Source organism: Spirosoma horti, assembly GCF_054776595.1.
In genome coordinates this window covers 821,662-847,311 of the sequence record NZ_BAAHBQ010000002.1, presented here as the reverse complement: position 1 = coordinate 847,311, position 25,650 = coordinate 821,662, and the positions used below count along the sequence as shown (strand labels likewise).

The window sequence follows — 25,650 nt, the reverse complement described above, 5'->3', positions numbered from 1 at the left end:
CTATCGAGTTGAAACCGACTGACTGGCAGCCATGTGCGTAGCAATAAAATCCCGGCTATAGGCCTTGATCAACTCCCGCACCTCACGAAATGCGGTCAACTTATCTTTCCCCGCCATATGGCTTGGCTCGGGAAAACTGTGGTGAATCGTCTTCCCCGCCGAAGGAAAAATGGGACATTGCTCACGGGCATTGTCACAGACGGTAATGACGTAATCGAATGGAATATGCAGATATTCATCCGCATGGTTGGACGTGTGATGCGATATATCGATACCATCTTCGGCCATCACCTGAATGGCAATTGGGTTGACCCCTTTGGGTTCGACACCTGCGCTCAAAACCTCAACGCGGTCACCGTGGTCTGACCTATCGGCAAAATGTTGCAGGTAGGCCTGGGCAATTTGAGATCGGGCAGAATTGCCAGTGCAAAGGACTAAAATCTTTTTCATGGCTGTTTTGTAGTTGGGATTTAGTTGCAGCAATCGGGTCTGCAGCAGGAAGCCTCGGCTGTTGTGCCAGCAACTTCGACCAGGGCGGGGCGGGTTACGTTGCCAATGGCAGGCTTTTGGGCAAACACCGTAACGCTATAAATGCCCCGGGCTGGACTGCCCTTCTCCTGCTGACGGTACTCAGCGATGTCATCGGCAGAAAGGTATTTCTGTAAAACAGCATCCGGCAGGGCTATTTCACGTTCCTTTTGAACAACAATATTGGTAAAGCCGCTCGCCTGCACAAGCTGCAAATAGTCGTTCTTTTGAATGGCGCCCGAGACGCAGCCTACATAGAGTTCGGCATTCTGTTGCAGACTATCCGGCAATTTACCCCTCAAAACGATATCGGAAATACTAAAATGGCCACCAGGCTTAAGAATGCGGTAGGTTTCGGAAAAGGCCTTTTGCTTATTCGGCACCAGGTTCATGACGCAATTACTGACCACCACATCGGCCAGATTTTCGGGCAGCGGCATGTCTTCAATGTCTCCATACACGAACTCCACATTCCTGAAACCCAATACTTTGGCGTTAACACGGGCCCGGTCGATCATGGCAGGCGTCATGTCCAGACCGATCACGCGACCGGTTTCGCCGGTTTCGGCACGGGCCACAAAACAGTCGTTACCTGCGCCGGATCCGAGATCCACCACTGTATCCCCGGGCTTGATCTGGGCGAATTGCGTCGGTAGGCCGCAACCCAAACCCAAATCGGCTTCGGCAACGTAGCCCTTCAACTCGTCGTAACCCACAGTCATATCAATAGGCACACTGGGCACTGTTCCCGGTTCCAGGCTGGACGGCCCCAGACCGGATGGTCCCGGACTGACTTGTCCACAGCAGGATGTGAGTCCCAGGCTGGATGGCCCCGGACTGGATGGTGCACAGCAGCCATTGGCATCTTGTTGTTCAGCAATTGCGCCGTATTTCTGACGCACGGCTTCTTTGATTTGCTCGGCGGTTTCCATCTATTTTTCTTATTGGTATAATGTAATATTGCGATTGATTCAGCCCAAAAAATACCTGCTGCTTTAGCGTCTTGATGACGACTAGCAGCAGGTTACGGGTACGAACGTGTCAAACAAGGCTCCAAACGTGCGTTGGGCTTCCTCCCATACGGGCGGATTGATGCAATAGCACACGCGGGGCGGGTTGATTTCGCCCTGAATGATGCCAATACGTTTCAACTCTTTCAAATGCTGGGAAACGGTCGCCTGCGCTAAATCCAACTCGTCGACCAGGTCACCGCAAACACAGGCTTTCCGGGCGATCAACAGTTGCAAGATGGCCACTCGTGCGGGGTGAGCAAATGCCTTGGCCAAATCGGCAATGCGATTTTGCTCTTCTGTAAATATTTCGGTTTTGGTCAGTCCCATGGGCCAAAGATAGTCGATTTTTTATTCATTGCAATATTACGATAAACAAAGATCCCGTCTCTTTCTCACAGGTGTCGTTCGTCATTGAATAGTCATTATTCCACAGGAAAGTAACTAGCAACTAGCTGTCCGTTTTCAGACTGAAAGTGTCCGTTTTTGGACAACCAAGCCAGCCTGAAAAGGTAACAACGGCCTGTAGGCTCTGGGTTAAGTGGCTACAGTTACTGGCACTGGATTTGGGCGATTAAAGCCGAGCTTTTTATTTCGGTCACCGATGCGCATTTCAGCTTACATTTTTGCCAAAGAATTGATCTGGATAAACCGCTTCGCGGAGATTTTTTACGCTTCGGGTTCATCATAACTATATACCATACGAAGACCAAGGTGTATTAACCTTTTATAAACTGGATCATGATCGGAAGCTACATCAAAACATCAGCACGCAACTTGATGCGCAATAAGCTGTTCTCGTTCATCAATATTGTTGGCCTTGCCATCAGCATGTCCGTAGGGTTATTGCTAATCGCCTTCGTGCTCGACCTGCATTCGTACGATAAGTTCCACAAGAATGGGGACCGGATCTATCGCATTACCAGCGTACTGACGGCAAATCATGAACAAAATGGCAAGTTTGCCACTACATCCATAAAGGCAGGAAAGCTTATCCGACAGAAAGTGACCGGCAATGGCCGATACGCCGGTGCAGAAGTGGCTATTCTACACAACGACTTTTCGCAGGACGCACAGGTTGGCTCCGCTACTCTTCCCATCAAGGGCTTCTGGGCAGATCCGGCATTTTTCAGGGTATTCACATTTCCGATGCTGGAAGGCAATCCCGAAACCGCCCTGAAAGATCCGTACTCGATCGTGTTGACAGAAACGGCGGCCCGAAAGCTGTTCGGAAGCAAATCTCCACTCGGCAAAGCGATCAAATTCGATACATTAAACTACCAGGTGACCGGTGTCATGAAGGACGTTCCCTTCTTTTCGCACATCAACTTCGAAGCGCTGGTATCGCTGTCGACGGCCGAGCAGCTCAACAAGAATAACGACAGTTTCCAAAAATGGACAAGCATGTCGTCGAACTTTGTGTATCTGCTGTTGCCGGAAACTGCCGACCTACCATCAATTCAGTCGCAGTTGGACGCCATTGCCAGCGAAGAAAACCGCGCCGAAGAAAACACGACTATCCAACTCGAACTTCTTCCTTTAACTAAGATCGTTGTCGGAGAGAACCTCCGTCGCTCCGAGGGAGGGCCAGGCTCGATAGGGCCTCACATGCCTCCGGTTGTACTTTGGTTACTCGGCGGCTTGGCCCTTATTGTGATCTTGTCTGCATGTTTCAACTATACCAATCTGTCGATAGCACGAGCCATGCGCCGTTTTAAGGAAGTAGGGATTCGAAAAGCGATCGGTGCCGGCAAGAGCCAGGTATGGCAGCAGTTCTTAATGGAATCGATCATGATTTCTCTGGCCGCCCTGGTCCTCTCCTACCTCATGTTTCTGGTATTGCGGCCGCAGTTGATCAACCTGGCTCCGGAGATGCAACGCATGGTGAAGCTCGAACTCAGTCCGTCGAGGGTCATTGCGTTTATTATCTTTTCGGTCACCGTCGGTGTTATTGCCGGCTTGATGCCTGCCCTGTTCTTTTCGAAAGTCAGCGCGATGAGTGCACTCAGGAATGTGTCCGCTCCGGCATACCTCAAGTATGGAACACTCAGACGCGCCCTAGTGGTCATTCAATACACGCTTACCCTGGTCTTTATTACAACGACCGCCGTCGGCTATGTTCAGTATAAAAACATACTGGCATTCGATCTGGGCTTCAACACCGAAAACATCCTGAACATCAATATGCAGGGAAATAAACCCGATGCGTTTCTAAAGGAGCTAAGTGAGATGCCTGAGGTGACTGCATTATCGCGGTCGTTAATAATCACCAGCGTTGGGAACGCCTGGGGCGGCTATATGACATACAACGATTCGCGCGACTCTGCTCTGGTCATGACCAACCACGTCGACGAAAACTACTTGCCTCTGCATGGATACAAGCTCGTTGCCGGAGGGAATTTCAGGGCGCGGCCCACTACAGCCAAAGCGGTCAGCGAAGTGATCGTAAACCAGCAGGTCTTAAAACGATTTAACATCAGTACCAACGATCCCCAGAAAGCAATCGGGAAGGAGATCACCTTCAGTAATCCCCAGGGATATGGACGCAAGATGACCATTGTTGGCGTCATGAAGGACTTTCACTATGGCAAGGTCGACAACCTCATCGGGCCGGTAGCCTTCATGTTCTGGACGCCCGAAGACAGGGCAATTATCAATGCCAAACTACAAAGCCCCAACATGCTGGCAACCAGGGCCAGGATCGGGTCTGTCTGGAAGAAAATGGATCGTGTTCATCCCTTCCAAGCTGAATTTTATGACGAAGCCATCGAAGAGGCCTACAGCGAATTTTCTTCTCTAATCAAAATCATTGGCTTCCTTTCATTCCTGGCCATTTCGATCGCATCGATGGGCTTATTCGGCATGGTGGCCTTCACGACCGAAACACGGCTGAAGGAGATCAGCATCCGTAAGGTGATGGGCGCCAGTTCCGCCAGCCTCATTTACTTATTGAGTCGCAGTTTTTTCGCACAGCTATCGTTATCGGCACTCATCGCTTTGCCCATCACGTATCTTTTCTTCGAAAACGTTGTGCTCACGAATTTCCCGTATCATACCCCGGTACAAATCGTCGAGCTATTTGTTGGCTTGCTGGTGGTATTACTGATCGCATGCCTGATGATCGGATCGCAGACGATGCAGGCCGCGAAGCGTAATCCGGCGGAAGTACTGAAGAATGAGTAGGAATTTAGGATTATCCTACCTGGTGAGTTGGATGACTTGTTATTGGGTTTGCACTTGCCAAATTGGACAGGATAAGTTTGCCGACTGCCGCTTAACAAGGCTGTAATAGATGGAATGAAGTTCTCTGCCTTCACAGTTCATAACGCTTTTAACAACAAACAGAGGGGAGTTTTTTAAAAGCGAGTCTGGCACCACAATTCGTTCTCCGCCTGCAATTACTTTCGCTCTTGACTGGGCAATATTTCGGTTGGCAACGGTTGTATCGCTTTGCGGAAAGATATACCAAATAAACTGGCCTTGCGAATTGCTTTGCCCCGAAGCCACCAGCGTTAGTCCCCGGCTGGAATCGTAACATTGGCTTTGGGGTGTAATCAACTTAATGGCCTGGCAAGGCGCTGAAGTAGTTTCCTGTTTACAAGCCGTAAACCAATAGGCTATTGCAGAAAAAACAGCTATACAGTACCCGTTTGTAGACATAAAAAAGTGGTTTAAAACTGACACATAATTAATAACTAGGTTAATATAAATGACTTCCACCGATATAGATACGTTAAAGTCGGCCCTACTATTCATCGACCATTTAAAAGAAATCCGTCTATAATTGACCGATCATTTTTTAATATTTGTCAACTACTTTAGGTAGTACAGTAAAAAAGGTTTTTTAGGCTTCATTTTCATCGTAACAGACCAGTTCAAACCACATTAAGGTTCTGATTGAGACCAGGATATCCTACTCGGGCTGGCAATTGATTTTACCAGATAAACTACGAACTAAAGCTGCATCCAAAATTGATGAAACGTATTTACTGTTTACCGCTGATCACGTTCTGCCTGACCCTCGTAAGTAGCGATCCTGCAACCGCACAAATCCCCAAATCGCTCGATTCACTGGAAATCTATACGCAAACGCATACGCCTGCCGATACATCGTATGTCAATGCCCTGTTACTATTGGGGAATCTGACTACCCGCACGAAGGCCAATTACAACCGAGCCGATTCGCTGTTACGCGAGGCTGAAAAGCTAGCGATCAAGCTACATTTTGGCCGGGGTATTTATCAGGCAAGTACGTTCTTAGGCGCCAATTATTACCTGTCGAATAGGCCACAGCAGACGCTGGAATACCTCCGGAAGGCACTGACGATCGCGGAAGCGAATAAGCTTCCTCCCCGCCTGATGGCGAACGCGATGACGAACCTGGGAACGGCTTACAGCAAACTGAATCAATACGATAAAGCACTCGACATTCTGTTACGTTCGCTACGATTACAGGAACAGTTTACCATACAGCCCCGGAATGAATCCACTTACATGGGCATTGGCCTGGCATTGAAAAACATCCGGCGAACCCGCCAAGCCATTGGGTATTTTCAACAGGCATTGGCCCTGAACCAGCATGTAAAGTCTTCTTACGGCATGGCTATTGCCGAACAGAACATTGGTCGATGCTATGCCGATCTGGAACAGGAATCAAACGCATTAGCCTACTACCAGACAGCCCTCAGGCACGCCAAAGAGTCAGAATCAGCGTTATTGCAATCTGATATTTTAGTCAATACGGGTCTGATCTTACGAAAGGTAAAACGGACTCAGCAAGCCAGACGCGCCATAGAGGAGGCCTTGGCCATTTCCAGTAAGCAGGGGAATAAGGAAGCCATGTCCACCGATTACTTCAACCTGGGGCAAGTATATGAAGACCTCAAGGACTATAAACAGGCGCAGTGGAACATGAAAAAAGCACTTTCCCTGGCCAATGAGTTGGACGACAAAAACAAAATAGCCATCTATACCCAGGGCCTGGCCGATTTGTATGGGAGCATGAAAGATTTTCAACAAGCCTACGTCTTTCAACTGGAACGAAACCAGCGAATGGATTCCATCACGGCGATTCGTACCTCGGTCGAAGTACAACGAATGATGACCAGATATGAAACGGAAAAGAAAGAAAGCCAAATCAAACTTCTTCAACAGCAGGCCAAACTCAACCAGCAGGAGCGGGAAAGCATCCGCTTCCGAACGAATGTATTGATGGCTGGCTCTGTGCTGGTGATTCTGTTATGTGTTTGCGCGAGCGCCTGGCTATTAAATCGCGCCCGGGTTCGCCGACTTGAAGAAGCCCAGAGGTTACGCAAGCAGATTGCCCACGACCTGCATGACGAGGTGGGCAGTACGCTCAGCAGTATTTCTATGCTGAGTGGCCATACCACTGTTCTACTGAGTCAGAACCAACCCGAAACGGCTCAGAAGATGGTGCAAAAGATTTATACCGATGCCCGCCAGATTCTGGAAGTAATGGATGAGATCATCTGGACCATCAATCCCGGTAACGATTCCCTGCACCGAATCGCTCAGCGGTTGCAGGAGTATGCCCAACCCATGATGGATTCTAAAAAAATTAATTTCTCGTTTCAGAACGATCTGGCCTTAGTAGATATTCCCATCTCGATGGAGGTTCGCCGTAACTTATATCTAATTGGCAAAGAGGCCATTAATAATCTGATCAAGTACGCTCAGGCTACGGAGGCTACCGTTCGGTTTGAACAGAAAGGCAATCAACTGCGGGTGGTTATCGCAGACAATGGCCGGGGATTTGTCCGGGATGAAGCCAGTACCCGCACCGGCCAGACCAGTATGCAGAAGCGGGCCGAAGCCATGGGTGGTTTACTCGAAGTGCAGTCGACTCCTGGCTATGGCACTCGGCTGCAAGTGGTTATCGACTCGTAAGTGTCCTACATTATTCGATTTCCCCACCACTCATCCCCCACTTAAAGATACCTGATCTACGAGTCGTTTCCAGCCGTTGTCATCCGCAGGCAGGTTATCGATCTAAAAATTGTTGGGCGCTGCGCATCGTTTCCAGTATTCCATAATAAAATAGATACTTTTCTCCAGTTCCTGCAGCGAGTTTTGTTTGACAAAAAAACCCTGAACTGATAGGCTGTAGGCATTGATCACCATCTCTTGACTGGCGGCCGTTGAGAAAAATAAATAAGGTATGCACTTGAGTTGTAAGGCAGCATCCCGATGCAATTTCTCTCTAAGTTCGATACCGTTCAGCCTGGGCATATTGATATCAGAAAGGATAAGAAAAGGTAGCTCCGTGGTCGACAATAAATAGTCAAGGGCTTCCTGCCCGTCGGGGAAGTACTTGACTTCATTTTGATAATTTAATTTTTTAAAGACTTGCTCAAATAAAAATTTATCATCGGCATCATCTTCAATGAGAATGACAGGTCCATTGTGGTTCATACTACCAGTGGGATGGGTGGGAAAACAAATTATTTCAACCTTCTGGAAAAGACGTTCTCAGTCTTTCTGATGCTAGGCAGTACGGCTGACTAAGCCTTTCTGCGCAGGTACTTAAGTAGGGCCCGAATACCTGCTATGGCGGCTACCGGTAAAGCCAGGTAGCCTAAAAGTTTTATGATAATAACCAGCCAATAGAGAACGTACTGCATAACTTCAGGAAATAGATTAGTCGACGCCTGCCATAGCGGATACAATGTAAGATAAAATACACAGGCTACAGATAGCCATTGACAGATATTAAACGATAGTCGGTAAGTAAGGAACGTTTTCACGCCATTCGGCATCGGGTGTTGGCCAAACCGATGTATAACGAATGAAAAATAAGACCTGATACCCTTTGGTGAATATACCCGCCAGGCGCTCATTCAACACAACAGGTGGTCAAGATACCCCTGACCACCTGTTTATATTGAGATTAGATGAGGTTTGCCCGTAGTTTGGCGGGAGCACGCAGTGAAAAAACTCCGGAAGCTGACATGAACCGAAGTCAATCGAATAAGGGTACTGTAAACCGACTGTCTGCGTCCGTTTCTTCTTTGTTCAAATAAGGCGAAAACGTTTTCACGCTCAACTCATTCTTTTTGACAGAAAACGTGTACAGGCGCATTAGACCGCTCCCCCCGTTTGGACGGCTTTGGTAATCGTTCAGGAACGTTTTGACCGTGTGTCCGTTATACACGTCCGTACGATATCCCTCGCCATTATCGCCCACATGGCCACAAAGCATCATAAACACATTGGGGTTAGCTTTTAAGCTCTCGTAAACGGCTTTTCCTTCGGCGTTGAAGGGGGCCTGGGGCGTATTGGTTCCTTTTACTGGATTGAAATGGATCAGTGAATGGCTCACCACAATTGCTTTACGCGTTGCATATTGTTTTAATATCGTATTTGCCCAGTCGTACAAATTGGTACGGTCCTCGTTGTAAGCATCAAACTCCAGGTAGAGCACGATAAACGCCAGCCCACCCGCCGAAAACAGGTCGTAATGGCTGTCATTATTAGTTCCGTAATGTCCGCCGTAATAGGGTCGCCCCTCAAAATGCTTAACACCGAAGTACTGGTTGTAGAAATTGGTTGTCCCCGTAACGGCATGCTGGGACGGAAACTGATCATGATTGCCGATAGCCAGACCATACGGAATGCTTACCGGATTTTCCAGGCCATACAGCGCCGTTTTAGCCAGATACCACTCAGAACGGGCCGTCACCGGGTTATCGCCGTGTTCGGTGATGTCGCCCATGTGTGCCACGTAGGCAATGTTTTCCTTTACCTGATTTTTCTGGATCCACTCGATCTGCGCCTTGAACATATCGAAGGTGCCTCCCAACTGGGCCTGCGCCAGATAGTATTGCGTGTCAGGAATAATGGCCAGCGAAAAATCGCCGGACTTAACGACACTGGGCGGTCCGGGGGCGTTGAGTACGGTTTCTGCGGTCGCCACAGGCTGGCCAGGGCTTTGGGTTGCCGTTACGAGCATAGCCCCGCCCAGCAGGGAAGTTATTACATAGTGAACTAAAAAGTAGCGCATATCTATAGGACAATTGTGATAAGGGCAAAAGTAGTCATGCACTATTAACTCATTATTAAGCAGCCCGAACGGCATGTACTATACGCCGGAACAACCGGTTTTCAGAGAAGCTGGTCTATTCAAAGGATCAAACACAATTTCATATATTCATACTAAAGTAACATCTGCTTCATACTGACGAAATATTGCGTGCCGAAGTTTGTCGATTTAAACTCAACGGCATTCGGTCACTTCGTTGACGGCTCTTTTCGTACGTTTATGCGCAGACTTTTCTCTTTTTCACTTCGTAGAACAGGCCTATTTCTTGGCTGTATCCTGCTGGGTGTATTTCATCAAACACAGGCCCAGCCAGCCACGGGCGTTATCCGAGGGTTAATATCCGACAATACGGGCCCGCTGCCGGGCGCGACGGTGCTCCTGGTGGGCACTCAAACGGGAGCCGTTGCGGACGCCAATGGGCAGTACCGATTAAGCGTTGCCCCTGGCACCTATACCCTGGCCGTTACCTTTGTGGGCTACGCCCGAAAAGAAGTCAAATCCGTAAGCGTGAGTGCCGGAACAGAGCGGGTGGTCGATATACAACTGGGCGCGGGTGAGGGCAATCCGTTGCAGGAAGTTACCGTGAGCTACGGGCGTCAACGCCGTCGGGAAATTACCGGTTCGGTAGCAACCCTGGACGCTTCGTTGCTTCAGGACATGCCGGTTCAACAGTTTGCTCAGCAACTCCAGGGAAAGATTGCCGGTGTATCGGTTCAGCAAAGCAGCGGGCAGCCCGGCCGGGGCGTCGATTTCCGGATTCGTGGAGCGGCTTCTTTTTACTCCGACAATCAGCCCCTGTTTGTGGTGGATGGCCTGCCCATCACCGGCAGTATAAACAACATCAACCCGAACGAAATCGAAAGCTACAGTGTGCTGAAAGATGCTTCAGCTACCGCGCTCTATGGCTCACGGGCGGCTAACGGGGTCGTACTCATCACGACCAGACATGCGAAAGCGGGCGATACCAAAATTGAGTTCAATGCCAATTACGGGGTGCAGAAAATAGCGGGCAAACGGGTTCCCAAGGTCATGAATGCTCAACAGTACGCTACGTTTATGAATGAGCGGTACCAGGACATTCGACGGTACGAGAATCCAGCTGCCGTAACCCCTGCCGAGTACGAAAATCCGGCGCAATATGGCGAAGGAACCAACTGGTACGCGCTGTTGACCCGAACGGCCCCAATCCAGAACTATGATCTAACCGTACAGTCGGCTACCGAGAAATCGTCTTCTACGGCTCTTTTTGGGTACCAGGAGCAGCAGGGCGTGCTGATCAATACGGGCACCCGGTTGTTTAGCGGTCGGTTGAATAAAGACCTGACCCTCTCGGGGGGACGGCTCAAGCTGGGCTTTGGCCTGGCACCCAGCTACCGCATCGACCACAACAATCGGCTGGCGACAGATGGCGTAGGCGGTCTGTTCGAGCGTATTTTTGAAGCCAGCCCGCTTAAATCGCCCTACAATCCCGATGGCAGCTACAACCGCGATACGTATTCGCCGGGGATGGTTGCGTACATCAATCCGCTGGCTCAGTTCAACCTGACGAATGACGATTATAAAACGACCCGCATTCTGGGAAATGCCTTTTTGACCTACGACCTGCTGAAAGGGTTGCAGGTCAAAGTCAATGCGGGCGTCGACAAAGGCAACGAAATACGCCACTACTACCAGTCGGGCCTTGTTAGTTCAACGGTCAACAACCCAACGGGTACAAGCAGCGCTATTGATAACGGTTCGTATACGGTCGAGGGGTATCTGGAGTATACGCATGATTTTAAAACCGACCATCACCTCAACCTGCTGGCGGGTTATTCAGGCCAAAAGTTTACTCAGGAAAGCAATTCGCTTACGGGGCTGGGCTTTCCCAGCGATGACATCACGTATCTGTCGGCGGCTACCAGCGTGACGGGTAGCAGCACCTACACGGCCTACTCCCTCCTGTCGACGCTGGTGCGGCTAAACTACAATTACAAAGGGCGCTACTTGCTACAGGGAGCCTTTCGGCGGGACGGTTCGTCGCGGTTCGGCACCAACCGCCAGTATGGTGATTTCCCGTCCGTATCGGCAGGCTGGATTCTTAGCGATGAATCGTTCATGAAGCGCGTCAGCGGCATAAATCTGCTGAAACTGCGGGCTAGCTACGGGGTTACGGGCAACAATTTTTTTGGAAACTACGTCGCCCAATCGACCACATCCAACTACTATTACGATTTTAACAACGTTATTACGCAGGGCACAACCATCGGCAATCTGGGCAATCCGAACCTGCGCTGGGAACGGAGTCGCCAGTTCGACCTGGGATTTGACCTGACACTGCTCAACAACCGGCTCAATCTGACGTATGATTACTACTATAAGAATACGGACGGCCTCATCCAAAGTCGGCCGCTCCCCACGTCGTCGGGCTTCACCACTATTTTAGACAATGTGGGAGCGCTCGCTTTCTGGGGGCATGAAATAAGCCTCAATACCGTTAATATCAGCCGGCCGAACTTCCGCTGGAACAGCAGCTTTAACCTGTCGTTCGATCGCAACCTGATCAAAACGCTGGTGGACCCCGGCTACATTCGGCGGAACAATACCGTGACCTCCGACTATTTTCGTAATCAGGTAGGCCATCACCTGGGCGAGTTTTACGGGTTCGTTTTTCAGGGTCTCTATAAAGACGCAGCCGACCTGGACCAATCCGCTAAGTACCAGGCTACGGCCACCGCGCCGAATGGTCTATCGGACATTGGCACCATCAAAGTGAAGGACATCAATGGCGACGGGGTCATTGACGACGTCAACGACCGAACGTTCATCGGGAATCCTACGCCTACGTTTACGGGCGGATTCAGCAATAATCTGACGTATAAAAAATTCGATTTAAGCATCAGTACGGCCTTTTCCGTGGGTGGCCAACTGCTAAATGCGGCCAAGTGGGCGTATCAGACCAATCTGGATGGATCGCGGGTACCGCTGGCGGCTGCCGCCGACCGGTGGCGCTCGGTGGATAATCCGGGTTCGGGAGTTTACCCGCGTACGAAAACCAACACCACCGGCCTGGGCCGGAGTGTCAATTCGCAGTGGCTGGAAAATGCCTCCTACTTTACCATCAAGAACATATCCCTGGGCTATACAGTAGGCCTCAGCGACCGGTTCGCGCTGAAGGGCTTGCGGGTATATGCTTCCGTCCAGCAGGCAGTTGTTTTAACGGGGTACAGCGGCATGAATCCCGAGATCAACTTCGCCGGTCAGGATGCGACCCTGGGCCTGAAGGTCGATGAGAATGCCTATCCCATTCCCCGAACCTTTTCGGTCGGCCTTTCGGCTACCTTCAAGTAATGTCTTCTTCTCCGCTCAACATGAAAGCAAATAGATTATACGCCTTACTAATCAGCCTGACAGTTTCTGCCTGCCAGCAAAATTTCCTGGATTTAGCCCCCAAAGCGGCCTACACGGATAACACCTATTTTCAGACGGACGCCCAGTTCAGACAGGCTGTAACGGCCACCTATGCACCCCTGCTCGATCTGATGAACAATGATTTTTATGTATCCGAGATGCGCTCGGACAACACCTTTTATCAGTCGGCACTGGCCAATCGGGGAACGGCCTTTGTGTTTCGGGAAAACATTTCGGATTTTAAAGATGGAGCCACCAATTCGTATACGGCGGCTGAATGGCAATATCTCTATCAGATTGTCTCGCGGGCCAACATTGTCATTGGCCGGTTGAAGGGGGCTACCGGACTCGCGACCGCTTCCACCAACAGCTACGATGGACAGTGTAAGTTCCTGCGGGCCTTTGCCTATTTCAGGCTGGTTCGGCTCTATGGGGGAGTCCCCCTGTTTGTCAATGAAGTCAAGGATGCCAACGGAGCCTTTCTGCCCCGCGCTACGGTGGAGCAGGTATACCAGCAAATTATTGCGGATGCGACCGATGCCATCCAGGAATTGAACCTACCAGCCAAGTTTCCGCAAACTGGTGAGGCCACCAAGGGTTCAGCCACGGTGCTGCTGGCCGATGTATTCGTAACCTTGCAGCGTTGGGCCGAAGCCGAAACGTTGCTTACGACCCTGCCTGCTATGGGCTACGGCCTCAACGCCGACTATGCCAGTGCGTTTCTGCCAGCGAACAAAAACAACAAAGAATCGCTCTTTGAGGTGCAGTACCTGGATGGCACCACAACGGGCACTACGCCGAATACGCTAACGTTCAATTTTCTACCCCGCAGCACCAATACCGCTTTGTTAACGGGTGCAGCCATCAATAGTAGTGGCGCGGGTGGGGTTAACACGCCCACGCCCGATCTGATCAGCGCCTACGAACCGGCAGACAAACGGCTGGATGCGTCCATCGGAATAACCGAGGGCACCTACAACGCCAGTAATTTATTTACCTTCTCGGCGGTCAAAAGTGTGGTAGGCTACACTACCCCACCTACGGGCCGGGTAGCCGTTCCGTACATAAAAAAGTATTTACACGCCCCGTTGACGGCGCTCACCGGTTCGGCGGATAACGTTCCGGTGTATCGCTATGCAGAGGCCCTGCTGCTGCTCGCCGAAGCCCAGAATGAACAGGGGAAGTCGCCGTTAGTTGCCCTGAATGCCGTGCGTAATCGGGCTGGGTTACCCAATGCGCAGGCCGCCGATCAGGCCACAATGCGTCAGGTGATTTTGCACGAACGACGGGTAGAACTGGCCTTTGAAAATAAGCGGTGGTACGATCTGGTACGCAGCGGCACAGCCGTGGCAACGCTGAATGCGTTCGGAGCAAAAATCAAAGCGCAGGCCAACTACCTGCCAACAGATGGTCGTGTTGTTACTCCATTTAGACTGCTCTTCCCCATTCCAGCTGCCGAAGTTGGTCTGAACTCGCTACTAACCCAGAATACAGGCTATTAACTATCTTCGCCTGACAGTTAGCACCGGCCGTGCCCGTTCGGCCGGTCAGCGCCTTACCTACTATACTCATACGAATGAACCGCCAAACCAGCCATCAGGTAACTGCTCACCAATGGAGTCGATTACTTGCGTCGAGCCGACTGACATGTATGTTGATCCTGGGATTAGGGCTTGGTATTGCCCATGCCGCCAGCGCGCAGACCTTGCATACCTTACCCATTAAAACGGTTCAGGATCTCCACTCCTTTTTTCACTGGTCGAACAAAAAAATGCCGATCATTAGTGGGCACCGGGGCGGTATGGCCAACGGGTTTCCCGAAAACACGCTGGCTGCTTTTGAAAATACGCTGACATATACCCCCGCTTTTTTTGAGACCGACCCCCGCCTGACGAAAGACAGCGTTATCGTTCTTCTGCACGACGCAACGTTAGACCGAATGACCACGGGTACCGGCAAGCTATCGGATTACACCTGGGAAGAAGTGAAAAAACTCCGCCTGAAAGACGCACAGGGGATGGTTACGCAACACCGGATTCCATCTCTGGCCGAGGCCATCGAGTGGGCACGGGGAAAAACCGTCCTGAACCTGGATCGAAAAGATGTCCCCTTTGCCATGACGGCGGCCCTAATCCGCAAGCACAAAGCCGATGCCTTTATCATGCTGACCGTTCATGCTCCCGAACAGGCTCAGTACTATTACAAAGAAAATAAGGACCGAATGTTCTCGGTATTTATTAAAAGCAAACAGGAACTGGAAGCCTACGAAAAAGCGGGTATTCCAGCGGCCAATATGATTGCCTACATAGGCCCGACGGTTAAACCAGAAAACCAGGAACTTTACCGATTACTGAACGCCCGTGGCATCATGTGCATGATTTCGGCGGCTTCTTCATACGATAAGCTGCCGAACCCGGAAGAGCGGGCGGCTGCTTACCAGGCGATCATCAACGACGGAGCCAGCATTCTGGAGTCAGATCGACCTATTGAAGCAGCGGCAAGCCTTAAAACAGGTTTACCCCATCAACCGACGTCACCTGCTTCTTCGAAGCCGTAATTTTCGCGGCCGGTGTTCCTATAAATTGACCTTCCGACGTGGGCAGGCAGTTCCCAGCCTGTCTGTAGCTTACAATCTGGACGTAGGTTCTACATAAAAAAACAGGTGCCACTGGTTCGTCCAGTGGCACCTGTTCATAGCAACCCGATTCTAATCCGACTTATTTTTTATCCCACCAGAGTGGTTCTGATAACGTAACTTCAGCCGGCACGTTGATTCCATTTTTGGATATCTCCCCACTGGGATAGGCGGCCCGCCGAATAAACGCAGGCAGGGCCGCGTTCGCCGGTAACTTAAACCCTTTGTACTGGTAATCATACCGGCGGGCGTCATTCCAGGCTTCCGGATTGAGGAACGTGGCGACGTACTTTTCTTTAAAGATGAGATCAATGGTTAGCGCCGTTGCTCCTACAGCAACCACCGGATTGGCCAGATAGGCATCACGGGCAGCAGCGGCTACCCCGTATTTATTCATATTCGCCTGAATACCGGCTAAATAAGCGGCATACGCGCGAGCTTTATCGCCTGCTCTGAAGGCGGCTTCCGCTTCGATAAACTTCAACTCCGCATAGGTCGCAATCAGCAGGGGCGATGCATCGCCGGTAAGGGGCGAATTGAGCGAAATGTAGTTCTCATCTTTAATGGTGTTGGCTGCGCCTACATTACCCTGGCCATTTACGGTTCCTTTATAATCGTTGTTGACAGTTTTGTCGGTAATCTTCTCGATTCGCGGATCAAAAACACCATACGTCGTGCCATTCAGCTGATTGATCAACTGCGCTGACAGCCACCCATCGAGCAACAGATTGGCATTGTCGCGAGCGATCTGCGCCCAGGGGTTACGTAGCTGAAACGAGGCCATCTGAGCGTCATCGGCATTCGACGTGTATGACTTCGAGACGGCATCCAGCACATCGGCCGCTTTGTAGGTAGCCTGTTTGGACACTTTCGTCAGCATGCGGGCTTTCAGCATATAGGCTGTTTTTATCCAGGCATCCGTACTGCCCTTATGAATCAGGTCATTGGCCGCGCTTAATTTAAGCTTCGAATCCGTTTTGGCAAGTTCCGTAATGGCCTCATTGAGTAAGCTGAGGGCCGTAGAGTACAACGTTTGCCCTGTGTCGTATTTTGGCGTGAGGGTAGTACCGGTAAACGCATCAGAAAACGGCGCATCGCCAAACATATCCGCAATGAGCGTCAGGTGGTAGGCCAACATGACATCGGCCACACCCACATACTCCGATGCGCCCTGTTCCTGAGCATTTCGTTTCATGTCATACAAATCGGCCATGCCAAAATAAACATAATCCCAGGTGCCCGTATAATCCGTGCTCTGGTAGGTGTCGGTCGGGCTGGCCGTACCTGGGCTAGCCAGATACTGCACGAAGTAAGACGTAATGTTCGCTACCCGCTGCGAATTCAGACCAGTTTTCTGGGTCGTGGTCGACAGAGACGACGCTAACGGCGGGTTCGATATCAGGTTTGGATTGCTGTTGAGATCGAAGTAATCCTTGCAACTGCTCATCAGGCTCATCACGAACGCCGTCAGAATTAGTCGTATATATTGTTTTGGGTATGATTTCATGGAGATCAGAAAAGAAATGAATTAAAAACCAACGTTCAGCGTAAACAAGAAGCTTCGAACAGCTGGGTAAGTAAAGCCGGCGAAACCGTCTATATTGCTGCCGCTGTTGGTGGTGGTTGCTTCCGGATCGTAGCCCGTATATTTGGTCCACAACGCCAGGTTATTACCCGTTACGCCCACGCGTGCGCTTTTCACAAATGATTTTTTGAGCACCGACGTTGGCAGGTTGTAAGACAAGCCGACCGAACGGATACGAACCCAGGAGGCATCTTCGATAAAGTTTTCGGATACGCCCCGGTGCACGTTCCGGTAGAACCCGTTGCCGTAGTCTACACCGTCCGGCCCTTTACCCTGACCAAGCCAAACTGCTTTCGCATTCTTACTCCCGTCGGCCAGCACGCCGTCAAATACTTTGGTGTCGTTGCGATCCTCGGTGTATTTGGCAATGCCAAAGGCCGAAAAGAAGTTACCCATCTGGTTATACCGATCCTGACCCACGCGGGCGTCCACCAGCGCCGTCAGGGTAAAGTTGCCATAGCGGACTGTATTCGTCAGACCACCAATCCATTTTGGCTGCGTATTGCCCAGTAGGCGTTGTTTGGTGTCGATAACCGGGAACCCATTGGCACCGATCACGATCGGGCGACTCTTGTCAACCGTCGTCGAATTGTCTTCGCCGGCATTGGCGTAGTACCGCTGGTAGCTCCGGCCATACAGATTTCCGTAGGCCAGACCCGGCACCAGTTTCATCGTCACCGTCGAGTTGGCATAGCCGTACTCCGTGGCGTAACTTATTTCGGTCAGTCCTTCCCGAATGCTGAGGATTTTATTCCGGTTGGCCGAGAAGTTGAGGTTCACGTCCCAGCTCAGCTTGCCTGCCCGGACGGGCGTGCCCCGCAGAATCAGTTCGATACCCTGGTTGCGCATCTGACCCGAGTTGATGGCTGCTTTTTCATAACCCGTACCCGACGACACATTCACCTGAATGATCTGATCCTTACTGGTTGAGTTGTAGTAGGTCAGGTCGAGGCCCAGGCGGTTGTTGAAAAAGCTCATTTCCAGCCCCCCTTCAAACGTATCGGTAAATTCGGGCCGCAGTCCCGGATTGCCGAGCAAGGCTCCTCTTGTGAACCCGGTCAGCCCGGACGGTAAACTCTGATAGGACGCATAGCCCGTTGCTGTCGAGTAGGGGGCGGCATCTTTCCCGATTTTGGCATAAGAGGCTCTCAATTTGCCTAGGCTGATGAACTGGGGTAACTTGAACTGCTGCGAAAACAAATACCCAAGGCTTACGGATGGGTAGAAGAAGGAGTTATTCGGTGCCTGAAGCGACGAGGTAATGTCATTTCGCCCGGTCAGCGTCAGGTAGAGGTAATCCCGATAATCCATCGTCAATTCACCGAATATCCCCATCAGGCGGTAATCTTCGGCATTTTGAGTAGGTACCACCGTTTTGGCATTCCGCAGATCGAAATAGTTGTATACCGTCAGTTCGGTACCTTCCGCGCCAAACCCGCGGATTTTCCGGTCATATAAATCGTGTCCAAGGCGCAATGTGGTATTAAAATTCTGACCAAATTTATGCGTCGCGCTGGCTGCAAACGTCGAGGTAATCGCCCGGAAGTTCGTATGATACTGGTTGATGAAACCCAATCCATTGTCTTCTGATATGTACTCGCCCGCCAGGCCTGTTGGGCCGGGGCCCGTGCCAAGCCGATCATCGGAATAGGTATCCAGACCAGCCCGGTAATTCAGCGTCAGCCAGCTCAAGGGTGTATAAACGAAGTTTACCCCACCGATCAGGCGGTTTACATTGTCCCGGTATTTATTGGTCATGGCCGTATAGATCGGGTTCGCATTATCCCCGGAATACGTATTCATGGTGCCATCGGGTTTCAGATAATCACGGACATCGTAGCGCGGTGACCAGTAGCTCAGGAGTTCGCTGTAACGCCCGGCGTTGTAGCGGTCGCCCCCGGAGTTGATGTAATTCAGGTTGACGCCCGTGCTGAACTTGTCACTTAATTTGACGTTCGTATTTAACCGAACGGATAACTTTTCGTAGTTCGTAAACGGAATGATACCATCCTGCGTCAAATGGGAAATCGATGACAGGAAGTTGATCTTGTCCGTACCGCCAGAGAAAGACAGGTTATTCTGGAACTGTTTTCCGGTATTATACGCGTCCTTGAACTGATTGTACAGTTTTGCCGGGTGCGTTGGGTCAATCTTGATCGCGTCGGCTACGGTAGGGCCAAACGAAGGCCAGAAACTATGGGGATCATATTGCCCCTGCCAGCCAATGGTGTATTTATCCTGTACCTCCGGGTATTTGTTGACATTTTCAAAGCCGTACGTACCGCTGTAATTGCCGCGCAGGGCACCCGCTTTCCCCGACTTGGTTGTAATAACCACCACACCATTGGCCCCACGCAGACCATACAGCGCCGTAGCTGCCCCACCTTTCAGAATATTAATGGTTTCAACATCGTCCGGGTTGATATCGGCGGCTCGGTTTGTCATGCCCCGGCCATCCGCGCCTGAATTGGTTGTTCCCGTAATCGTACTATTATCGAGCAGAATCCCATCGATCACGAAAAGCGGCTGGTTATCACGGCTTACATCGATCGAGTTTATGCCCCGAATCAGAATCCGGGCTCCCTGGCCCGGAGCTCCGCCTGTACTGGAGATGGTTACCCCGGCTACTTTTCCCTGCAAGGCATTGACTAAGTTGGTCTGGTGATTCTGGACAAGCTGTTCTGAGTTTACGCTTTGTGCGGCATAGCCAAGTGCTTTCTTTTCGCGACTGATACCCAGCGCGGTCACCACCACTTCATTCAACACTTTGTTGTCCTGCTTCAGGGCCACATTGATACTCTGGCGACTGCCAACGGCAACCTCCTGGTTTTCATACCCAATGTAGCTGAAGACTAAGACAGCATTCGCTGAATTGATCCGAAGACTATAACGCCCGTCGGCGTCAGTCAAGGTTCCGGTTGTGGTGCCCTTCACGGATACGTTTACGCCAGGCAGGGCAGTCCCATCGCCATCCGTGGAAACAATTCCGCTTACTTCGGCCTGTTGCGCCCTAACAAGCGACGAGCAGCATAGCAAAGTCAGCATCAGGCAGACCTGTAATATTTTCTTCATGTTTGAGTAGTAGTTGTAAAATTGCTGAAAGAGATAAGCGTGCAAAGGTATAAGCTGATTAAAATTCCGCAAAGCTTTTAAATGAACAAATTTTCTTTTGTGTATATTCAGACCAGCCATTGCGCTGGTATATTGCTCAACATCACCGTAGAAACCCTGTGACTAACTTATTTAAGTATCGACCCTACGAATTGAGTTGTATATGCAACTTTTACGTATATAGTTTAGCTCAGCCCCATCTGCTCACTTTGGGCAGATGGGGCTGAGCTGATTTCTATTGCTCCAGCAGGAACGGGCGTGATTTTTTTTCGTCCTCTACTTTTTATCGAGAAGAGCGTGTTGAGAAATTGACTAGGGTTAAGGGGTTAGGGCTAGCAAGCAAATCTCAGAATCTTGCTAGCCCCATCTAATGGCAACCCGGCTATTGTACCCAACCAATTTGTGTGGGCATCTTTCAGCGATCTAGAAAAGCCATTATTCAGGACCAATGACCATCCCTCAGTTTTAGGCAACCGGATAATAAGCCCCCATTTATTGGCGCCAATAAGGCATTTCAGCCGATGTAAACAATAGCTTACGACTTGAATTATTCTGCCCACTTCCGTTCAGTTCTAATGAGTAAACAAAACGAATCCCAGTGCCTGTGTTGTCGCTATTGGTAAATAGTATCTGTGAACCATTGGGTGAGAAGCGGGGGTCCAAATCGTTCGTACCGGCTGGTTTGCCAGTCCCGTTCTGGGTTTGATTTGATGTGTTCTGGAAGGCGGATAGATTCGTTATTCCGTTCGTTGTCAAATCAAGTAGGTAAATTCGGGCATCTAGTTGGCGGCCCTGTTCATTCATAAAGCCACTAGAATCGGCCGAGAAAACCAACTGACGACCATTGACCGAGAAGGCAGGGTTACCCACGCGATTATCTTTACGAACAAAGACCGATTTAATTCCCGATCCATCCGCCTGGAAAGTCGTTATCTCATTATCATATACACTGGTCCCCGTTGTCCGGGCGGCAATTCGGTTGCCTTGTGGTGTCCAGTCACAGCCTGAAAAAATACGCCCACTAGGTGCCTGAGCTACGATGCGCAACCCTGTGCCATCGGTGCGAATGGTATATAACCGATCGTTGCTTGGATACAGCAACTGGGTGCCGTCGGGCGACCAACTGAATGATAAATCAGTTGAATACAGACCGGCAATGGGAACAGTTGTAACCTGACGTATATTGCTGCCGTCCGTATTCATGACGTACAACTGTAGATCGGTATTTACATTGGAAATAAAGGCGATTTGTTGGCGATTTGGGCTAGCTACAGGCCGCCAGTTACTGCCATTACGAGTCAGTTGAGCCATCCCCCCCGTAGCATTTGAGCCAAAAATCTGATATTGTCCATTTAGACGCTGGACAAACAGGTAGCTATAATCCAGGAATGAGCCAGTCATGAATGACCATACGGGCCCGTTAACGGTGTTGATTCCATCTTTAACAATGACCTGCCATAAATAAGTGGTATTGTAATCCAGATTTACCCGTACACTATCTGCTGTGAGGCCCGTATAGGATGCTGTGGGTGTGGTACTTCCGGCCCGGAATAGTAACACATCGTAGGTAAGACTATCACGATTCGGGTCAGTCGCGCTCCATTTCAAGGTTAACGTGGTTGATTGTGTTGTGCTATTCGTAGCAGGCGACACCAACGTTGGTGAAGATGGAGGGCGGTTCTGTGTTTTATCGTCTGTCAGCAGAATTGTTATTAGGGGCGATGTGTCAGCCGAGGTTTCGACAGTAGCTACTTCGGTTCCATAATTGGCTTTTGATACCTGAAGCGTGTATTTACCCGCCACAACACTGTCGAAACGGAAATTTCCGGCTGAGTCGGTGGTAATGATACGGCTGGTCGGCGATAATTTCACAGATGCGTTTCGGGCGGGCTGCTGATTGCTACTATACAGTACACGTCCCCGAACAGTTGTCAGTTGAATAGGATCAACATACGTATCCTCGTTACAACTCCACAGTCCTAGTAGCCCGGCGAGAACTATTGTTAGATAAAAAAGAGATTTCATTCGTAATAGAAAGATCAGTTAGTAGTGGTAGTAAGTCGAGGTGTCGTTATTTTTTAGGAGTAGTCTGGGAGGATGTGACAGGCCTGGATTTAGATTGAGGAAACCGCCCAATGTGTATAACTAAACCGAGGGTGCCCCGCAAATAGTAGTCATTTCTGGCACCCGCTACTTTACTGTCTAAAGCATCCGTAAAAGGTTGATTGTAGGACAGCGTAGACCGAAAGCCAATCGCTTTGCTGGCGGAGAATTGTATACCAACGCCACCCTGGGCCTGTAAATAACTAGCACCCTGCAACTTAAATGGAGATGAACCACTTTGCGAGACCATGCCTGCACCAGCAAACAACAGGGGTGTCCAGCGCTGGTAGGGCGTTGGCCGGAAAATCAGGTTCCCCTCCAGTGAGGTAATATTACTGGAGAAAGCACCTTCACTAGCTAAAACACCGGTAGCTCCGTTTACCTGAATACCAAAGGTTGGGGTAATGTGGAAATCCAGCGATGCGCCGTAACTGCCTTTGAGCGTATGCCGAGCATAATCACCGTAATACCGCATAACACCGGCATAGGTGTGCAGACTGAGAAAGGGTGGAGCTATCTCTGGTCGTATGCCAAATACATCGGTCTCGCTCATCACCGTTTTTTCTTTCTCGTAGGCCTCAAGCGTGGTTTTCATAGCGGCAGCCGACTTATCTGCTGCCACCCACAGACCATCACGAACCCCCTCGACAATGAGCCCATGAACGGCTTTTTCAATAGCTTCTGTAACGGCTAACTGACCAGGCTCTGTCGTGGTCAGGCCGGTTTCCGTTTCGAGCAGCCGCTTGAAGGTAACATACCGAAATAGACTGGCATTGACGGTTTGCGATAGAATGGTTTTGGATGTATAAATCGTTTTTAAAATCTTACCTGATTTTGTCGATACCGCTCGTAGATAGACGGTTACGCGATCCTGACGGTATTGGGTAGCCCCACCTGCCCCGAAATACTGAAGCCCCCCACCACCGGTAATAATATTCGCATCATAAGACACAACCCCTCCTTCAAGGATAATACCGGCAAACAGAAGTGGAGGGAGGTTTTCGCCTTCCTTAAACTGAGCTACGCTGGAGCGCACAATCTTTCGTTCGTTGAGCAGATTACTGACGTTTTCCCGCTCGATGGGCACAAACCAGCCACTTTCTTCCAAGGCTTTGAGCAAGATGTTGGTTGTTCCCTGCGTAACAGCAGTCGAAAAACCTGTGCCGGTTTCGGTTTGCTTATACTGGCCTGTCAAATCCCGAAATTTATAAACAGCCGCAACTACTTTTTCCTTGGCAGGAGGCAACTGACGTAGATCGGCCGTAGTTGGCGTTTCTTCGCCTAGCCGGGCACGGCGGGCTTTTGTAGGCTGGTAAAAAAAGGCGGTGCAACCAGACACCGCACCTACCAGACCGCCCAAAATGAACAGCCGTATGGCTTTTTCTAAACAAACTTTCATTTTATGGTAAAGAAGAAATAGACACCGCAGAATCTGCCGTTAAACATGAATGGGGATGATGATACTAATCAGAAATAAGGAACGGTAATAGAGGTTTCGCCCCCTTTACCATCTACGATTCGAACTACGACTCCATCTGTTCCATTACGAATTTCGACTTGATAGTCCCCAAATTTATAGGTGCCGGGCTGTAGGGTCCCTTCGCCAAACTGATTACTCACCAGGTTACTCGTAATGCGGCTAAGTAATTGATTTTGCAGGCTCTGCGAATAAGCGTCAAGTGTGCTGGTAGTGGTTGTTGACGAGTTTTTCTTTACGGATGGATCAACGTTCCGATCTTGGGCCTGAGCCTGACTTAGCATCCAGGCATAGTTGAATGTATTACCGCCAAAATTGGGGTTGTTAGGATGATACACAAACGCTTGTGCGGATGAGTAGGTAGATGCTATAACTAAAAAAAGAACGGCGAGTATAAACTGTTTCATGCTGAAAATAGGTAAAGAAAAATCAAATAGTAAGCCATTATTGTGTCAGAATATGCCACTACCTTTCTGGTCTTCACTCTCGAGAGAGCGCTGAACCTCCTGGTAATTCACAACGTACTGATTAATTATTTCAGCGGCATTGAAGGCATATGCCTCAATGATTTCCTGACGGGTCTGTACGTAATTTTGCCAGATAAGCTGATCATTTAGCGTCACGGAAATAATAGTGGTTCCAATCCCAAAAGCCGGTAGCTCGTCAATCGTGACGATAAATGCATTCAGATCCAGCTCGAGATTTGGTGTTATTTTCGTAACCGTATCCGCCGGAGCCAGGGGAGCAACGGCTTTCGGTAACTCCGCATAATGTCGGAAAAAGGCTTCGTAGAAGTCGCGACCAATTTTGGAGCGAGTATTGTCCAGTAGTAATGTCTGAGTTCCCTCTTCGGCCACCACGGCCTCATTCATTGACTCCTCTTCTAGTTTGCCTTCAAGGTCAGGATCTTGGGCATAACTAACAAAACTTAAAACAAGCGTTAACCACCTCAGCCTATTCATATAATTAATTCCCAATTACTTTCCCTTGCTGAATAGTCACATTGGCTCCTCCGCTCTGCTCAATACGCAGATTTGGAATTCCCTGGCTAAGAGGGTCTTTGAATAAGGTAGTATTATCCAGCGTAAAGGAATTATTACCGCTACCCTGAGTTAGCTCAAGCCGGGTATTCTCTTTTTGCAAACCAAGCATGTTCACTCTATCACCACCATCCTGAGTTACCAAAAAGCGGTTATTAGTACCACTTAAATCTATGTTGGCCATGTTACCACCACCCGTTTGGCCAATTATGAGGCTATTATTCAGGCCCGACAAGGTGGCATTTGTCATGTTGCCGTTGTTGAATTGGCTTACTTCCAAAAGATTTTGACTACCGCTAGTCTGCAAAATGGCTTGGTTGGCTATGCCGTTTTGCTGAAGAGTAATCGTGTTTAAAGCAGCGGCTGGATTTGAAATTGCCGTTTGGCTTTCAAGTAGCACTGTATTGAGTTTCTGTTCCTTGGTAAGGTTTATATTCCAATAGGCATCTAGACCCGTATCGGCTGTCTGCGCTTGTGTCACAAAACAAACAGTCGATAACAGTAGGGTAAAAAAGGCATTCATAGTAATCTTGATTTAGGTGTACCAAATATATTGAGTACTGTTCATAAAAGTTACATTCGATTAACAAAAGGCAATATCAATTAACTGTCCGATAGTATATATCTATTTAATTTCTACATAGTATATACCTTAGTTATCAACCTAAATTTTTGCAAAAAAACTGATCCCCAAAAGGGGATCAGTTTTTGA

The 25,650-nt window shown here is 49.7% G+C and carries 19 protein-coding genes; 5 read left to right on the top strand and 14 right to left on the bottom strand.

From position 1 onward, the window contains the following. The 3 genes from ACYVAM_RS07440 to ACYVAM_RS07430 all read right to left on the bottom strand — a co-directional run bounded on the left by ACYVAM_RS07440 (position 1) and on the right by ACYVAM_RS07430 (position 1,868). Entirely contained in the window at positions 1-450 is a 450-nt protein-coding gene (locus tag ACYVAM_RS07440; RefSeq protein WP_461065462.1) for an arsenate reductase ArsC, read from the bottom strand. A 20-nt stretch (positions 451-470) separates the two neighbouring features. Continuing rightward, positions 471-1,460 (bottom strand): arsenite methyltransferase, encoded by a 990-nt coding sequence (locus ACYVAM_RS07435; protein ID WP_461065460.1) that lies wholly within the window; start codon positions 1,458-1,460, stop codon positions 471-473. Between the two features lie 81 nt (positions 1,461-1,541). Beyond that, a complete protein-coding gene (locus tag ACYVAM_RS07430) occupies positions 1,542-1,868 on the bottom strand; it encodes an ArsR/SmtB family transcription factor (protein ID WP_461065458.1) in 327 nt (108 codons plus the stop codon). Between the two features lie 411 nt (positions 1,869-2,279). Here ACYVAM_RS07430 and ACYVAM_RS07425 point away from each other — a divergent pair, with 411 nt between their 5' ends. Beyond that, a complete protein-coding gene (locus tag ACYVAM_RS07425) occupies positions 2,280-4,721 on the top strand; it encodes an ABC transporter permease (RefSeq protein ID WP_461065456.1) in 2,442 nt (813 codons plus the stop codon). Between the two features lie 39 nt (positions 4,722-4,760). Here the strand turns inward: ACYVAM_RS07425 and ACYVAM_RS07420 are convergent, their stop codons facing one another. Beyond that, entirely contained in the window at positions 4,761-5,258 is a 498-nt protein-coding gene (locus tag ACYVAM_RS07420) for a hypothetical protein (protein ID WP_461065454.1), read from the bottom strand. A gap of 255 nt (positions 5,259-5,513) precedes the next feature. Here ACYVAM_RS07420 and ACYVAM_RS07415 point away from each other — a divergent pair, with 255 nt between their 5' ends. Then, positions 5,514-7,445, top strand: a complete 1,932-nt coding sequence (locus ACYVAM_RS07415; RefSeq protein WP_461065452.1) for a tetratricopeptide repeat-containing sensor histidine kinase — start codon at positions 5,514-5,516, stop codon at positions 7,443-7,445. Between the two features lie 102 nt (positions 7,446-7,547). Here ACYVAM_RS07415 and ACYVAM_RS07410 read toward each other — a convergent pair whose 3' ends face one another. The 3 genes from ACYVAM_RS07410 to ACYVAM_RS07400 form a co-directional block, all read right to left on the bottom strand. Continuing rightward, positions 7,548-7,970: a response regulator gene (locus tag ACYVAM_RS07410; protein ID WP_461065450.1), complete on the bottom strand. Its 423-nt coding sequence runs from the start codon at positions 7,968-7,970 to the stop codon at positions 7,548-7,550. A 297-nt stretch (positions 7,971-8,267) separates the two neighbouring features. Next, a complete protein-coding gene (locus ACYVAM_RS07405; RefSeq protein ID WP_461065448.1) occupies positions 8,268-8,402 on the bottom strand; it encodes a hypothetical protein in 135 nt (44 codons plus the stop codon). A gap of 115 nt (positions 8,403-8,517) precedes the next feature. Further along, positions 8,518-9,558 (bottom strand): metallophosphoesterase, encoded by a 1,041-nt coding sequence (locus ACYVAM_RS07400; protein ID WP_461065446.1) that lies wholly within the window; start codon positions 9,556-9,558, stop codon positions 8,518-8,520. A gap of 258 nt (positions 9,559-9,816) precedes the next feature. Between ACYVAM_RS07400 and ACYVAM_RS07395 the strand changes: the two genes are divergently transcribed. From ACYVAM_RS07395 to ACYVAM_RS07385, 3 genes are all read left to right on the top strand, one after another. After that, positions 9,817-12,927, top strand: a complete 3,111-nt coding sequence (locus ACYVAM_RS07395) for a SusC/RagA family TonB-linked outer membrane protein (protein ID WP_461065444.1) — start codon at positions 9,817-9,819, stop codon at positions 12,925-12,927. A 20-nt stretch (positions 12,928-12,947) separates the two neighbouring features. Beyond that, on the top strand, positions 12,948-14,489 hold the full coding sequence (locus ACYVAM_RS07390) for a RagB/SusD family nutrient uptake outer membrane protein (protein WP_461065442.1): 1,542 nt from the start codon (positions 12,948-12,950) through the stop codon (positions 14,487-14,489). Positions 14,490-14,563: 74 nt separating this feature from the next. Then, positions 14,564-15,544 (top strand): glycerophosphodiester phosphodiesterase family protein, encoded by a 981-nt coding sequence (locus ACYVAM_RS07385; protein ID WP_461065440.1) that lies wholly within the window; start codon positions 14,564-14,566, stop codon positions 15,542-15,544. A 160-nt stretch (positions 15,545-15,704) separates the two neighbouring features. On the opposite strand, the gene ACYVAM_RS07380 is transcribed toward ACYVAM_RS07385, so the two are convergent. The 7 genes from ACYVAM_RS07380 to ACYVAM_RS07350 form a co-directional block, all read right to left on the bottom strand. Beyond that, positions 15,705-17,129: a SusD/RagB family nutrient-binding outer membrane lipoprotein gene (locus ACYVAM_RS07380; RefSeq protein ID WP_461065438.1), complete on the bottom strand. Its 1,425-nt coding sequence runs from the start codon at positions 17,127-17,129 to the stop codon at positions 15,705-15,707. Between the two features lie 21 nt (positions 17,130-17,150). Beyond that, positions 17,151-20,279 (bottom strand): SusC/RagA family TonB-linked outer membrane protein, encoded by a 3,129-nt coding sequence (locus ACYVAM_RS07375; RefSeq protein WP_461065436.1) that lies wholly within the window; start codon positions 20,277-20,279, stop codon positions 17,151-17,153. 531 nt (positions 20,280-20,810) lie between these two features. Then, positions 20,811-22,343, bottom strand: coding sequence for a carboxypeptidase regulatory-like domain-containing protein (locus ACYVAM_RS07370; protein ID WP_461065434.1), 1,533 nt, complete (start codon positions 22,341-22,343; stop codon positions 20,811-20,813). Positions 22,344-22,389: 46 nt separating this feature from the next. Then, positions 22,390-23,820, bottom strand: a complete 1,431-nt coding sequence (locus ACYVAM_RS07365) for a CsgG/HfaB family protein (RefSeq protein ID WP_461065432.1) — start codon at positions 23,818-23,820, stop codon at positions 22,390-22,392. 68 nt (positions 23,821-23,888) lie between these two features. Beyond that, positions 23,889-24,305, bottom strand: a complete 417-nt coding sequence (locus tag ACYVAM_RS07360; protein ID WP_461065430.1) for a curli production assembly/transport component CsgF — start codon at positions 24,303-24,305, stop codon at positions 23,889-23,891. 45 nt (positions 24,306-24,350) lie between these two features. Beyond that, entirely contained in the window at positions 24,351-24,770 is a 420-nt protein-coding gene (locus ACYVAM_RS07355) for a CsgE family curli-type amyloid fiber assembly protein (protein WP_461065428.1), read from the bottom strand. 94 nt (positions 24,771-24,864) lie between these two features. Then, positions 24,865-25,461 (bottom strand): hypothetical protein, encoded by a 597-nt coding sequence (locus ACYVAM_RS07350; RefSeq protein WP_461065426.1) that lies wholly within the window; start codon positions 25,459-25,461, stop codon positions 24,865-24,867. Between the last annotated feature and the right edge of the window lie 189 nt (positions 25,462-25,650).